A 14,177-nucleotide genomic window follows, 5' to 3' on the forward strand; every position below is an offset into this window, starting at 1 on the left:
TTACCTGCCGAGCCGCCCCGCGGTCATGCGGTGGCCCCGACGGTCAGCCGGTGCGGGGTCATCCGAGCTCGCTCCGGATCAGAGGGTGACGTCGTCGACCTCGACATCGACGTTGGTGGAGTTGTCGGTGTTGACCGAGTTGTCCGTGTAGGAGTTGTCCTCCGGCTCGTACTGGAAGGAGTCCTCGACCTCGGTGGAGTTGTCCTGGAAGGAATCCTCCACCTCCACATCGGTCTCGGTGGTGGTCGAGTTGTCCGAGTTGTCGGAGTTGTCGGAGTTGTCCTGGAAGGAGTCCTCCACCTCGACGTCGACATCGGTGGAGTTGTCGGAGTTGTCCTGGAAGGAGTCCTCGATGTCCACCTCGGTCGAGTTGTCCTGGAACGAGTCCTCGATGTCCACCTCGGTGGAGTTGTCGGAGAAGTCGTTGAACGACCCGTTGATCGAGTTGTCGGTGTTGTCCTGGAAGGAGTCCTCGATCTCGACGTCGATCTCGGTGTTGACCGAGTTGTCCGAGTTGTCGGTGGTCGACTGGTCGATCGACGCGAGGCCGGAGGCAGCCGCCGAATTGTCACCCGACACGATCTGGGCGTGGTTGTCGAACGACTGGGAGAAGTCACCCTCGGTCCAGATGTTCTGGTTCACCGAGAAGTCGGCGATGGTGTCGCGGTCGTCGACCTCGGTGTAGGAGTAGTTGTTCACGATCGAGTGCAGCTGCTGCACGGCGTGCGAGTGGTCGTCGTCGTGGTGGCCGTGGCCGCCCTCGTTCTTGGACCAGATGTCCTTGGCGCCGGTCTCGTACTCGCGGTCGAAGCTGGCGGCGACGCTCACCGGGGCGAAGTCGCGGATCACCGGGACGATGGCGTCCACGTCGGCGGAGCAGATGTCGCCGAAGCCGGCGGCGGCCAGGGTGCCCTCGGGGTCGGCCTCGAAGGCGGCGGCCTCCTGCGGGTTGCCCAGCAGGCCGAGGATGTAGTCCAGCAGTTCCTGGATGGTGGCGTTCATGGCGGTTCCTTTCGGTCGGTCGCGATGTCGGTCGGGTCGCGTCGGTGGATGCCCGTTCGGTCGGTGCTCGTTCGGTCGGGCAGGTGATGCGGTTGGCTCGCGCCGGACCCCTCGCTGTCTGCCGGCTGCCTGCCGGCCACACGTCGACGCTATGGGCCGTCGCGGCGGTGGGGGAACGGGAGGAGTCCCCCTCCCGGCGGCCTGCTGGAGCGGGGACGGTCCGCAGTGCTGGCTGGGGGGTTGCGGGGTTCACTAGGGGATTCGAGGGGGGTTCGGGAAGCCCGGTGATCGGCGTCCGAGGGTTCCCCGGGCGGACTCGGTGACGTACGCTCATGGTCGGGCCATCGCGTAAGGGCTCTGCTCGGGGGGGCAAACAATGACGTTTCGATACAGCCAGCCGTACGGTGTCGTCGTAGAGATCGGCTCGTCCGGCGCTTGGCTCGCGGAGAGAGGTCCGGGACCGGATGGGGCGCCGCCACGTGCGGTCGAACTCGAGCCGGTGGCGTACGGTCCGGACGACGAGTTCCTGATCGGCCCGGCTGCCCGGGAACAGGGCATCCAGGATCCGACCACCTGCATCGCGTCCTATCTGTCGCGGATCGGCGACGATCTGCCGCTGCTGCTCGCCGGTCGTGCCACCGCGCCCGAGGACCTGCTGGCCCTCGTGCTGTGCCGCCGGATCGACGAGGTGACGGAGTGCCACGGTGGTGCCTCGGCGGAGGAGATCGTGGTGGTGCTGCCGGCCGAGTGGGGCCCGCACCGCCGGTCGCTCGTCCGCGACGCCTTGGCGCGCCAGCAGGTCACGCCGTTGCGGCTGGCCGCGGCGCCGATCGCCGCGCTGCTCGATCCGCGGCTGGACCTGCCGACGGACACGCGTACGGCCTTGGTGGTGGACGGCGGTGACCGTCGGATCAGTGCCACCGTGGTGCACCGAGTCCTGACTGAGGACATCGCTGCGGCGTCCGGATCGGCCGGGACTCCGGAGCTTCCTGACGCCGACCGGCAGGAGATCTGGGGATGGCGGGTCCAGGAGGCCACCGGGGAGGAGTTCGGCGGGCGGGACATCGACGATGCGCTGCTCGGCTTCGTCCAGGAGAGGCTCGGTGCCGCGCCGTTGCCTGCCGACGGTGCCGCCCTGCGCCGGGCCTGCCGGACGGCGCGCGAGGAGCTTTCCGTCGCGCCCGCGGTGATGCTGACCCCACCGGGGCGGAGTGAGCCGCTGCGGCTGGTCCGTGCCGAGCTGGATCTGCTGGTCGGTGGCCTGTTGCGTACGGCGATCTCGGCCCTGCTGCTCCGGCTGGACGTACGCCCCGCGGGCGGGGGCCCTGGCACCGGTGACCACGTCCCCGGCGCCGCCGTCGCCGCGGCCGCGGCCGATGGTGCGGCGGTGGACGGCGGTGTGGCCGTCGACGCCGTCGTCCTGTGCGGTGGCCTGGCGCAGATGCCGCTGCTGGTGGAGATGGTCTCCGAGCTGACGGGTCGGCCTGTGCTGGTCGCGACCGAGGCGAGCCAGGCGGCGATCCGCGGTGCCGCCCTCGCGAGCACCGTCGTCCCCGCCGAGGGGGACACATCGTCGGTGACGACGTTCGTGATGGTGCCCGACACGCCGGATGGCGTCGGCATCAACGGCATGTCCGAGGGTCCGGGCCGCTCCGACGAGGCGACCGCCATGGGGGACATCGCCATGGGGGACACGGCGTCGCCGGCTGCGGTGGGACCGCGCCGTCGCCGACGCTCGTTGGGGCGTTACAGCGGGCTGGCCGCCGGTGTCGCCGTGGTGGCGCTGGCTGTCAGTGCGCCTCTGTCGCTGCCCGGACTGGCCGGCGGGCTCGCTGACCTGATCGCCGGCAACCCTGCTGGCACAGCCGATGCGGCCGAGTCCCGGTCCGCCCCCGCCGGCGGTCTGCTGGGGTCGTTGGTCGCTGAGGCCGACCCGGGGGCGCCGCGTGGTCCGCTGGAGACTCTCGCCGACCTGCTGATCCCCGACGCGGTGGCAGCCACACTGGCCAAGGACCCTGCCGCGGACCCGACCCAGACCCCCAGCCCGCTGCGGAGCCTCGCCGAGCGGCTGTTGCCGGGCGCAGACCCGACGACCCAGGATCCCGGCTCGCCCGCCTCGACAGGCGACGGGAACGGGACCCCGTCGGGTCCGGGGACCCCCGCCAGTGCCGAGCCGACCACCCCGCCGACGGAGACCCCGTCGTCCCCCAGCAGTGGTGGTGGCACCACGCCCACCCAGCAACCGGAGCCGACCGATCCGGCCCCGGGGACCGGCGGTGGGCCCTCCACGGCGCCGAGCGATCCGGCGCCGACGACCGATCCCGCGCTGCCGTCCTCGGATCCTGCTCCTTCGGGCCCTGTCCCCGACCCCGCCCCGCCCGCACCGACCTCCGACCCGGTGCCGCAGAGCGTTGCCCCGTCCAGTGTCCAGTCGAGCGCGACCGAGGTCTGAGGGAGGTGGACCACAGCCGTGCGGTGTCCACTGGAGCAGATGTCGATGTCGATGTCGACGTCGACCTCGACGTGCACGTCGCCCGCTTCCGCGGCCTGTCCGAGCCGGCGCGTGCGTTGGTCGAGGAACTGGCCGCCGGCTTCGGTCTGGATGATTGCCCGACGGCCGGCCGGAGTTCTGCGGAACAGTACGACGACCTGCTTGCCGAGGTGGAGTCCGCCGGCCTGTTGACCGGTGCGGGGGACCTTCCCCCGGCGGTGGCCCGCAGCGTGATCGAAGAGTTGCCGTTGCACCGCCGGCGCCGGCTGCAGCGGAAGGTGCTCGAGGCACTGCCGGAGGACCCGACCGCCGACCCGCCACGGCTCGCCCGTGTGGCAGCCACGGGCGTCCAGGACCCGAAGCTCGTCACGGCGCTCATCGCGTTCGGCGACGATCAGGTGACCGACGATCCCGAGGCGGCCCTGGAGTGGTACGACCTGGCCGAGGGGGCCGGGGCGACGGCCGAGATCCTGCTCGCCCGACGGGCGGAGGCGGCTGTCCGCACCGGTGATCTGGCCGGTGCCGCCGGACTGGTCGATGCCGCTCTCGCTCTGCCCGAGCCGCCCGAACCGCGGCGTACGGCCGGCGTCGCCCTGGCGGTGCTCGGCCAGTCCGGGATCGGCCCGCTCGCCGGCGAGGTGGTGGGCCTGTTGGGGCCCCGGCCGAGCGGGAGTGACACCGCCTGCGGCGCCGCCGTGCTGATCGGCCGCGGGCACCGGGACGGTGCCGAGCAGTTGGTGGTCGCCAACAGCCAGAGCGCATCCCGCCCGACCGTACGGGAAGCGGCGCTCGCCTTGGTCGTGAACGGGCTGGCCGCCTCGATCGGGGACTCGCCGGCCGACGCATTGCCTTTCCTGGTGCGGGCGGCACAGACCATGCCCGCAGGCGGCGACGACGCCCTGCTTCCTGCGCATCCGGCGATGCTGGCGGCACTGGCCGCCCTGCACACCGGTGAACTCGGCGTCGCCGAGTCGGTGCTCGACGGGGCAGTGGACGCCGTCGACGAGGACTCACGGTGGAGCCGTCCGCTGATCCAGCTGTCCGCCTGGGCCCGGATGGTGCTCGGCGATGTCGCCGGCGCCACCGACCTGCGGCGCCGGGCCGCAGCCGGGTCCTGGCCGATGACCTCCCGGGACGCCTTCTGGGACCTGGCGCTCGGTGTCGGGCTGGCCCGCCGGGGCGACGACACTCGTGGCCTCGCGGAGGAGTGGCGCCGGGCGGGAGCGCGGCTGATCGGCCACCCGGTGGACCTCTATGACCTGCTGCCGCTCGGCGAGTTGCACGTCGCCGCGGTTCGGGTGCATGACCCGGCCAAGGTCGCCCCGCATCTGAGGATGGCCTGGGCGCTCCTGGAGAGGCTCGACTCTCCGCCCTTGTGGGCCACCGCGCTGCACTGGGACGTCATCCAGGGGGCGATTCTGGCCAATCAACCACGCGATATCGCGCCGCACGCGCAGGCCCTGGTCCGCAGCTCCGCCCGCCTGCCGTACGCGGCCATCCTGGCGGAGGCCGGCCGGGTGTGGATGCAGGTGATGGCGCAGCGGTTCGTGGTGGGTGAGGTCGTCCAGGCGGTGCATCGGCTCCGCGACGCCGGGCAGGTGTGGGACGCCTGCCGGCTCGCCGGGCATGCCGCCGCCCGGGCTGACGACCGCAAGGACACCGCCCGGCTGCTGGAGTGTGCCCGCGAGTTGATGCCCGGCACGGCGGACGATCCCGAACCGTCCGCGCGCGTCGTGGAGTTGTCCACCGGTCGGGTGCACTTGAGTGGCCGTGAACGTCAGGTCGCCCGGCTCGTCGTCGCCGGCAATACGTACCGGGAGGTGGGGGCCCGGCTGTTCCTGTCGGAACGTACGGTCGAACACCACATCGCCCGGATCCGACAGCGCCTCGGTGTCAACAGTCGGGCTGAGCTGCTCGACCACTTGCGGATCGCTCTGGACCAACTGGCCGAGGAAGATCGCTGAGACGTCCGGCGCCGTCCGGATCAGCTCGTTGCCCCGCCGTGCCTGTCCTCGACAGAGCGAGAACCCTTGGCGTGCCCGGGTCAGTAGTCCACCGGGGTGGAGACCGGCGGCGGCGTGGTGCCCGGTGCGACCAGCGGCCAGGTCAACCGGGTCAGCATGTCGTCCGGATCACCCTCGGGCGTCGGCATGGTGAGGTAGGTCTCCCACATGATCAGGGCGGCGGTGTGGCCCTCCTCCCGCATCCAGTCCTCGAGCCGCTGGTAGCTGCGAGCGAGGTTGTCGTACGACCCCTGGTGGATCATCTCGGCCACCGGGCCGGCCGGCAGTTCCGCGGGACGTACGTCGTCGCCCTCCGGAACGATGGCGCGGCCGACCGGGAAGCCGGCGGCGACGTCGACCGTTTCGCCCGGCTGACCGTAGTAGACGCCGACCGGCGGTCCGACCGGGAACGATCCCTGCTTCTGAAGAGTGGCGAGGACGGTACGGAAGGCCCGGTCGTAGAACGACGGCAACTCCTCCATGCCGACGATCTCGCGGACCACTGCCAGGGTGACCGGCCGCGCGTCGCTGAGGTGCGGTTCGAAGCTCTCGGCGGCCGGCGCCGGAGGGGGCGTCGGTGCGCCGCCCGGGTCGGGCCGGCGGGCGGGATCCGGCTGGGCGGTGGGATCGGTGGTCATCGGAGTGCCTGCCTCTCGTACGACAGAGATCTGGTCTCGGAGATCGGGTCCTTCTGACAGTCTGGTCCGATGCCGACCGGTTGGCCAGAGGCTCCGGATGCCGCGTGACGCGGACAGGTCCCGTTCGTACGACGACTCGCTGTCCGCCCCAGGATCCGTCCTCACCGGGCGCCGCTACGCGGGCTGCTGCCAGAGTCGACGTCCGGCGTCGTCGGTGATCGTGACGGCCGGCGCACCCCCGAGGTCGACGACGATGTCGAGGAACGCTCCGCCGTCCCGCGCCCGGGTGCGGTAGGCGTACCGCGTGTTGGTCAGGCTGACCCGTTCCGTGGCGGCGGCGGTGAGCCAGGGGTGGCGCCGTCGCAGGCCGATGAGGTCCTGGTGGGCGCGCAGGACCGGCTGTCCCCACGGCGCGAGCTGGTCCGGGGTCTCGGGGAATGCCGGCCGGATCGCGTCGTCGCCGCCGAGACGATCCTCCTTGACGCCGGTGAAGGCCTGCTCGTCGCCGGCGTAGATCGACGGGATGCCGCCGACCGTCATCAGGATCGCCAGCGCGGCGACCGCTCCCTGGGCGCCGACCGCCGTCGCGATGCGGGTGACGTCATGGTTGCCGACGAAGGTGTTCGGGACGAAGTGCTCCAGGAAGCCGTTGTGTCGCCGCAGCGCCCAGTCGAGTTCGAAGAGGTTGCGGTCGGCCAGGCTGGACCGGATCGCTTTCCACAGCTCGTACTGCGTCAATGAGTCGATCGTCGAGGTGGCGGCGAAGCCGGGGTAGTCGCCGTGGATCACCTCGCCGAGGAACCACGCCTCCGGATGTCGTGCGCGGACCCGCGGGAGGACCTCGCCCCAGAACGTCGGGGCGACCGCATAGGCGGCGTCGAGACGCCAGCCGTCGATGCCACGGTCGAGCCAGTGCTCCATCACCTGCACGGCGTAGGCCACGGTCTGCGGGTCGGCGTGGTCGAGCCGGGCCAGGCCGGGATGTCCCTCGAACGTCCGCGGCGCGGGGCCGCCCGGCGCGTGCCAGTCGATGTCGAACAGGCCGGCCCGCTCGCTGCCCGGCCCCTCACGCAGCACCTGTTGCAGTGCTGGGTGGTCGACCCCGACATGGCTGAACACTCCGTCCAGGACCAGCCGTAGCCCGCGGGCCCGACATCCGGCGACCAGGGCGTCGAACTCCGCGTCGCCACCGAGGCGCGGGTCGATCCGGAACTGGTCGAGGCTGTCGTAGCCGTGCGAACGGGAGGCGAAGATCGGCCCCAGCAGCAGGCCCGAGGCTCCCAGCTGGATCGCATAGTCCAGCCATCCCGTCAGTCGGCCCAACCGCGGCGTCGGCGAGGCATCGGCCTGCCGGATCGGAGCGCCGCAGAAGCCCAACGGGTACACGTGCCACCAGATCGCACAGTCTGGCCAGTTCATCACGACCTCCTACTGAATCGCACTCACTAACGTTGATGAGGCTAGTTCAGTAGTGCTGTCAGGGCAAAGTGAACGCGTGCGAGAGGTCCGTGACGAGGTGGACCGTGTGCGGTGGACCGTGCGCAAGGGGTCTGTGGCCAGGCGGACCGGACGAGGCGGGCGGGCAGCGTGGGCCTGGCGAAGTGGACCGTGTGGCGTGAAACGGGGAACTACGATGACCGACGTGCCGCGTACCGACCGCCAACCCCGCCGACGCCTGGATCCGGACGCGCGCCGGTCGGCGATCCTGGATGCGGCCGCCGCGACCTTTGCCGAACACCCGTACGGTGAGGTGACCATGTCGGCGATCTCCTCTCGGGCCGGCGCCTCGGATGCCCTGCTGTATCGCTACTTCGGTGGCAAGGAGGACCTCTACGCCGAGGTCGTACGCCTGGCGATCCGCGACCTGGGGGAGCGCCAGACGGCCGCCTTGCAGGCGTTGCCCGCGGGGGTGTCGGTGCGTGATCGGCTGCGCGAGGCCGTGCTGGTCTATCTCGACCACATCGCCGACCATCCGGCCGCCTGGGCGATGCCGTTGCGTACGCCCGGGGCCGAACCGTCGGCGGTGGCGCAGCTCCGGGTCGAGGCCCGTCGTCGGTACGTCGAACGGTTGCGTACGTTGCTGTCGCCGAGCGCCGAACTGCGCCACGAGTACGCACTGTGGGGCTACTACGGCTTCCTGGATGCCGCCTGCCTGCTCTGGGTCGAGCACGGCTGCCCGGAGGGCGAGCGGTGGGCCCTGGTCGACGCGGCCCTCGGAGCACTCGAGGGTGCCCTCGGCGACTGGGCCGCCTAGTCCGTCCCGTGTCGTTCATGTCCTCCCGGAATGTCGGGTGACTCGATGCTGCAGGGGGATCAGATCGGTGACTCGATGCTGCAGGGGGATCAGATCGGTGACTCGATGCTGCAGGGTGATCAGGTCGGTTGCCTGATGCTGCCGGGGGCAGGAATGTGCCAAGGCCAGCCTTGCCTCGTTCTGGATGCCGGAACGGACGCCGATCATGACGGGGGTGGTGTGCGGCCCGACGTCACCGTATGCTATGTGACCACCGTCACGAACGTGACGTGGGTCTCGAGAGGACGCGGTATCCTCGCCGTCACTCTGTGGGAGGAAGGAAAACACTCCATGTCGATCACCATGCCCGCCACGCGCGCCGCCGCCGTGGGACCTGAGCTCGCCCGATCGTGGCTGCTCGTCAACGCTGCTCACCCGGACCGGTTCGCCCCGGCCGTAGCCAGCGCTGCGGACGTGGTACTTCTCGACATCGAGGACGCCGTCGCTCCCGAGGGCAAGGCCCAGGCCCGCGACAATGCCGTCGAGTGGCTGTCCACCGGCGACAACGAGGGCTGGGTGCGGGTCAATGGCTTCGGCACCGAATGGTGGGAACAGGATCTCAAGGCGCTCGCCGAGGCCCCCGGCCTGCGCGGCGTCATGCTCGCCATGGTCGAGACCGCCGAACACGTGCGACGTACGGCCCAGTTGCTGCCGAACGCGCTGATCGTCGCCTTGGTGGAGACCGCCCGTGGGGTGCAGAACCTCCCCGAGATCGCCGACACCCGCAACACCTTCCGGCTCGGTCTGGGGCTCGGTGACTACCGACGTGACACCGGCTTCGACGATGACCCGTTGACGCTGGCCTACACGCGCTCGCAGTTCACCATCGCGTCGAAGGCGGCCGGACTGCCCGGTCCGATCGACGGACCCGCCGTCGGGGCGCTGGGCGTGAAGCTCGCCGACTCCGCCGGGGTGACCGTGCAGTTCGGGATGACCGGCAAGATCTGCCTGATGCCCGAGCAGACCCCGACGGTCAACGAAATACTGTCCCCGTCGATGGCCGACCGGTCCTGGGCGGTGGAGTTCCTCACCGAATTCGAGGCCCACGGCTCCCAGATCCGCAATGGGTCGGACCTGCCGCGACTGGCCCGTGCCCGCAAGGTGCTGAGCCTGTCCCAGGCGTACGGCCTGACCGTCCCGCAGGGTTATGACCTTCATTTCGAGGCCCCGCTGGACACTTATCACTGCTGATCCCATCCGATGTCCCGGCGGAAGCCGGGGTGCCCGACGTGCCGAATCGTGAGATTCGGCACGTCGGGCACTTTTTGTGCCGTGTTTCGGGACCGGATTTTGGGGATGCGGATGGACGTGGCCGCGACGGTGGACCTCGATGCGGTAGATTCCGCCACGATTGCACGTCTGTTGACTATGTCTTTCCTACGGGGGTACTCGCATGACTGACCCATCGCTCGGCTCGGAGCCATCCGCCGAAGCTGCCACGAATCGAGATCCGTTCCGCAAACCGTCGCGTCGCGCCGTCGTCGTCGGTGCCGCCTGGGCCGTTCCGTCGGTCATGGCGGTCAAGGCGGTGCCCGCCTGGGCCGCCAGCCCGACGCCCTGCACCGCATGGACGTACCAGAATCTGCGCGCCGCCAGCCAGTTCCTCAGCGGCACGCTGCTGGGCACGCGGCTGAGCCAGGTCTTCTCCGATCCCAGCTGGACCGGCGCCTCGCTGGCCCAGGTCCGCGGGATCCAGGTCACGACCGTGCCGCCGAACTCGCCGGTGCCGGATCCCGCCCCGCCGGCGAGCGAGCGTCTCGATGGTGTCGCCAACGCGCCGGCCTACCGTACGAAGCTCGACCTCGCGGCGCTCCAGGCGCTGGAGGTCATCGCGGGTGTCCAGCTCGGCTCGCTGATCAAGGCGCCGGTCGGTGTGATCAATCAGTGGGCGCAGGCGGTCTACAACGGCACGGTCAACGGGTCGACCGGTGCGATCGACAACAGCAGCGGCATCATCGACACCAGTGCTGCGGCAGGGTCGACGACGTACGCCAGCATCAACCTGAAGAACCTGCTCAACAATGCCCTGAGTGGGGGCCTCAACGGCCTCGGCACGGGCATGGCGACGAACATCACGGATCTCTCGCTGGATCTCGGCGCGATCGCGGGCCGGGCCTGGCAGGACACCTGCACCAACTGCATCAAGCGCGACTACCTGCTGGCGTGGGCCAAGCTGGTCGTGGATTCGCCGTTGCTGGCCGCCCTGTACAACCCGCTGGTCACGATCATCAATGGCCTTCAGAGCACGATCAACGGCCTGATCGGCCCGGGCAGCACCGTTGACGGACTGTTGAACCAGATCGAAAACGCGATCAACGCCATCAACGTCCTCGGGCTTGTGAAGCTGACGGCGACCGCGAACATCACCGTGTCGCTCGACACCAGTGCGGCGACGGCTGCACTGGGCAATGACCTGTTCCCCAGCACCAAGCTGCTGGATCTCGGCCTCGGCCCGAACGAGACGCTCACGGTCGATCTGGGCGTCCTTCTCGGCGGCGCTTATCAGCCCGACGGGACCAACAGTGCCCTGAACGGCCTGGCACCAAACACCAGCCTGTTGGTGAACACCAGTGCGGTCACCAACCTGGTCAACCAGATCGGCGGGATCGGCCAGGACATCGTGGCCGTTCTCGAGGACCTGATCAAGGTCAACCTCAGCATCAGCGTGCACGCATTCGCGCTTGGAATCATCGATGCTGATGTCGCCACTATTCAGCTGTACTCCGGCGCCAGCGGCACCAACCCGGTCTCCATCGCGGACCTGCTGAACAACAACTTCCACTTCGAGGTCACCCTCCTTCCGGCTGCCGGCGCTCTCGGTGGTCTGCTGAGCGCCCTGACCACGGTGCTCACCGGGACCCTTGTCACCGGCTTGGTGGGTCAGATCGGCGCCGCGCTTCACACGCTCGTGGTGAACGCGGTCCTCACCTCGACCGTCAACAGCGCGATTACGGCCCTCGGTGCCTTCGTGAACCAGCTGCTGACCGCGCTGTTCATCACTCCGGGAGTGCTCTCGCTGACGGCCAACGCCCAGAACGATCCGCAGGTGGCCTGCACGCCGCCGACGGGCGCCGGCGCGGAGCCGTCCGACTGGGCCACGCTGGAAGCCGGCGAGTACGACGTGGCGGCCTTGCGGCTGGCCGTGCTCCAGTCGGTGTCGACCAACGTCGTCACCCTTTACCTGGCTCGTGGCGCGGTCGGTCCGATCGTGGCGACTGCCGCCGCCCCCGTCGCCCCCTGATCGACCGTGTCTCGGGCTGCGGCCCGAGCACACCAGGGCCCGTTGCATCCACTCGGATGCGGCGGGCCCTCTGCTGTGTCTGGCATCGATCCGTACGGGTCGACCGTGCTGCCGTCGGACGGTCACAAGAAGGACCTCGGGCCGGTTGCCGCTCGGACGTATTCACATCTGTTTCACAACTTCGTGCCCCGTGTCACAGGCGAATGTGTCCCCGGTCACAGTTGCATCTGGCTGCCTGCGGGTGAGGTTCGCCACAGCCGCGAAACGCCTCCAGGAACCCCATGTGGTCCACGAAACCCCCATCACCCCTAGTGAAATCGTGGTGTCACCGCTCAGCGGGCGAGGCTCGAAGCCCGTATCGGCAGGCTGAGGCCTCGTGGTGGAGCGCTGCCATGTCCCGAGGGATGGCACATTGTGCCACTGATTACTGTGAAAGAATCGTGACTACGGATCCCGTAGGGGTAGGTTCTGGGCTTGGTCACAGTCCATCCACAGTTCTTCCCACGGGGGGTAAGTTCGTATGTCTGACCCAAGGCGCGGACCGGAGACGTCCGGCGCTGCAACCACTGATCCGTTCCGTAAGCCGTCGCGTCGCGCGATCGTCGTCGGTGCCGCTTGGGCTGTTCCGTCGGTCATGGCGGTCAAGGCGGTGCCCGCGTGGGCCGCCAGCCCGACGCCGTGCACCGACTGGACCTACACCCAGGTGCGGGCGGCCAGCCAGTTCCTCAGCGGCACGCTGCTGGGCACCCGACTGAGCCAGGTCTTCCTGGATCCGGCCTGGACCGACTTCCAGCTGGCCGACCTTCGCGGGCTGCAGGTCACGACGAATCCGCCGGCCGCGCCGGTGGTGGACCCCGCCGCGGGCAGCGAGCGCCTCGATGCCGTCGCCAACGCCCCGGCCTACCGGATGAAGCTCGATCTTCAGGCGCTCCAACTGCTCGAGGTCATCGCCGGGATCAAGCTCGGCTCGCTGATCAAGACTCCGGTCGGTGCGGTCAACCAGTTTGCCCAGGCGACCTACAACGGCACGGCCAACGGGTCGACCGGTGCGGTCGACAACAGCAGCGGCGTGATCGATCTGAGCAACTCGGCCGGGTCGACGACCTGGGCCAGCATCAACCTGCGGAACCTGCTGAACGAGGCGCTGGGCGGCAGCCTCTCCGGCCTCGGCGACGTGGTGGCGGACAACCTGCTGGACCTGTCGCTCGACGTCGGCGCCGTCGCCGGTCGTGCCTGGCAGGACACCTGCACGAACTGCGTCAATCGTGACTACCTGCTCGCCTGGCTCAAGTTGGTCGTCACCTCGCCGCTCCTCGCGGCGATCTACGACGCACTGGTCCCGGTCCTCGGGGGCCTCCAGACGACCGTCAACGGCCTGATCGGCACGAACAGCGTCGTCAGCGGGCTGCTGAACCAGATCGAGAACGCGGTCAACGCCCTCCCGCTCGGCCTGGGTGCCAACGCCGATCTCTCCGTGGAGCTCGACGCCAGCGCACTGTTGGCGGCGCTGGGGAGTGACCTCTTCCCGAGCTCCGATCTGCTGGACGTCGGCCTGGGCGCGGGCAAGACCCTCGGCATCGACCTGGGCGTGCTGCTCGGCGGCGCCTACCAGGCGGACGGGACCAACACCGCGCTGAACGGCCTGGCGCCGAACACCGGCCTCCTGGTGAACGCGAGTGCCGTCACCAACCTGGTCGACGAGCTCGGCAAGATCGGCCAGGACATCGTGGGCGCGATCGTGGGCCTGATCAAGGTCAACCTCAACATCCAGGTGTCCGGCCTCGGCGGCGACCTGGCCACGATCAAGCTGCAGGCGGGCGAGAACAACACCGACCCGGTCACCATCGGGGGCCTGCTGAACGGGCAGTTCTACCTGAAGGTGTCGCTCCTCAGTGGCGTGCCGATCGTGGGCGATCTGCTGAGCGCTCTGACCTCGCTGGTCACCACCACCGTCAGCGGACTGGTGGGCCAGCTCGGCGGCGCCCTCAAGACCCTCGTGGGCGACGCGGTCCTCACCACGACCGTCAACGCGGCGATCAGCCAGCTGGTCGCCTTCGTGAACCAGCTGCTGACCAAGCTGTTCGTCGTCCCGGGCATCCTGTCCCTGACCGCCAACGCGCAGAACGATCCGACCGTCGGCTGCAATGTGCGGGCCGGCGGCGGTGCGGAGCCGTCCGACTGGGCCGGGATCCAGGAAGGCGAGTACGACGTGGCGGCGCTGCGTCTGTCGGTCCTCCAGGCGGTCGACACCCGTCTGGTCACCCTTTACCTGGCGCGTGGCGCGGTCGGTCCGGTCGCGGCCTCTGCCGGCACGGCCCCGGTGGCCCCGGCGAAGCCCTGATCGACTGCACGTACGCCGATCGACCGCAGCGAGCCCGCGGTCTGAGGCACCCCGAGACCCCCTTGCATCCTCGATGCAAGGGGGTCTCGCCGTCTCTGTCAGGTCTCGCCGTCTCCGTCAGGAGGATCAGGACAGTGTCAAAGAGGACGCCTCGACCGTCCTCCGTGC

Annotated in this window: 9 protein-coding genes; 6 read left to right on the forward strand and 3 right to left on the reverse strand. The window is 69.5% G+C overall.

The genetic code is table 11. From position 1 onward, the window contains the following. Positions 1–78 precede the first annotated feature (78 nt). Positions 79–1,002 (reverse strand): IniB N-terminal domain-containing protein, encoded by a 924-nt coding sequence (locus R0146_RS07345; protein WP_317692211.1) that lies wholly within the window; start codon positions 1,000–1,002, stop codon positions 79–81. A 376-nt stretch (positions 1,003–1,378) separates the two neighbouring features. Here R0146_RS07345 and R0146_RS07350 point away from each other — a divergent pair, with 376 nt between their 5' ends. Both R0146_RS07350 and R0146_RS07355 read left to right on the forward strand, forming a co-directional pair. Next, complete coding sequence (locus tag R0146_RS07350) at positions 1,379–3,454, forward strand: Hsp70 family protein (protein WP_317692212.1); 2,076 nt, start codon at positions 1,379–1,381, stop codon at positions 3,452–3,454. Positions 3,455–3,477: 23 nt separating this feature from the next. Then, positions 3,478–5,457 (forward strand): LuxR C-terminal-related transcriptional regulator, encoded by a 1,980-nt coding sequence (locus R0146_RS07355; RefSeq protein ID WP_317692213.1) that lies wholly within the window; start codon positions 3,478–3,480, stop codon positions 5,455–5,457. 80 nt (positions 5,458–5,537) lie between these two features. Here R0146_RS07355 and R0146_RS07360 read toward each other — a convergent pair whose 3' ends face one another. Together R0146_RS07360 and R0146_RS07365 are read right to left on the reverse strand one after the other, a co-directional pair. Further along, positions 5,538–6,134, reverse strand: coding sequence for a GyrI-like domain-containing protein (locus R0146_RS07360; RefSeq protein WP_317692214.1), 597 nt, complete (start codon positions 6,132–6,134; stop codon positions 5,538–5,540). Between the two features lie 174 nt (positions 6,135–6,308). Further along, positions 6,309–7,553: an alpha-amylase family protein gene (locus R0146_RS07365; protein ID WP_317692215.1), complete on the reverse strand. Its 1,245-nt coding sequence runs from the start codon at positions 7,551–7,553 to the stop codon at positions 6,309–6,311. Positions 7,554–7,767: 214 nt separating this feature from the next. Here R0146_RS07365 and R0146_RS07370 point away from each other — a divergent pair, with 214 nt between their 5' ends. The 4 genes from R0146_RS07370 (at position 7,768) to R0146_RS07385 (ending at position 14,009) form a co-directional block, all read left to right on the forward strand. Next, positions 7,768–8,388: a TetR/AcrR family transcriptional regulator gene (locus tag R0146_RS07370; RefSeq protein ID WP_317692216.1), complete on the forward strand. Its 621-nt coding sequence runs from the start codon at positions 7,768–7,770 to the stop codon at positions 8,386–8,388. Between the two features lie 45 nt (positions 8,389–8,433). Next, positions 8,434–9,618 carry an HpcH/HpaI aldolase/citrate lyase family protein gene (locus R0146_RS07375; RefSeq protein WP_317692217.1) on the forward strand — a complete coding sequence of 395 codons (1,185 nt, stop codon included), beginning with the start codon at positions 8,434–8,436 and terminating at the stop codon, positions 9,616–9,618. 202 nt (positions 9,619–9,820) lie between these two features. After that, complete coding sequence (locus tag R0146_RS07380) at positions 9,821–11,668, forward strand: choice-of-anchor G family protein (protein WP_317692218.1); 1,848 nt, start codon at positions 9,821–9,823, stop codon at positions 11,666–11,668. Positions 11,669–12,302: 634 nt separating this feature from the next. Further along, a complete protein-coding gene (locus tag R0146_RS07385) occupies positions 12,303–14,009 on the forward strand; it encodes a choice-of-anchor G family protein (RefSeq protein WP_317692220.1) in 1,707 nt (568 codons plus the stop codon). Positions 14,010–14,177 lie beyond the last annotated feature (168 nt).

The organism is Raineyella sp. LH-20 (genome assembly GCF_033110965.1).
GTDB lineage: Bacteria > Actinomycetota > Actinomycetes > Propionibacteriales > Propionibacteriaceae > Raineyella.

Coding starts and splice junctions, on each gene's coding strand:
- R0146_RS07350 (WP_317692212.1), top strand. CDS start 1,379: ATGACGTTTCGATACAGCCAGCCGTACGGTGTCGTCGTAGAGATCGGC.
- R0146_RS07345 (WP_317692211.1), bottom strand. CDS start 1,002: ATGAACGCCACCATCCAGGAACTGCTGGACTACATCCTCGGCCTGCTG.
- R0146_RS07370 (WP_317692216.1), top strand. CDS start 7,768: ATGACCGACGTGCCGCGTACCGACCGCCAACCCCGCCGACGCCTGGAT.
- R0146_RS07385 (WP_317692220.1), top strand. CDS start 12,303: ATGGCGGTCAAGGCGGTGCCCGCGTGGGCCGCCAGCCCGACGCCGTGC.
- R0146_RS07360 (WP_317692214.1), bottom strand. CDS start 6,134: ATGACCACCGATCCCACCGCCCAGCCGGATCCCGCCCGCCGGCCCGAC.
- R0146_RS07380 (WP_317692218.1), top strand. CDS start 9,821: ATGACTGACCCATCGCTCGGCTCGGAGCCATCCGCCGAAGCTGCCACG.
- R0146_RS07375 (WP_317692217.1), top strand. CDS start 8,434: ATGCTGCAGGGGGATCAGATCGGTGACTCGATGCTGCAGGGGGATCAG.
- R0146_RS07365 (WP_317692215.1), bottom strand. CDS start 7,553: ATGAACTGGCCAGACTGTGCGATCTGGTGGCACGTGTACCCGTTGGGC.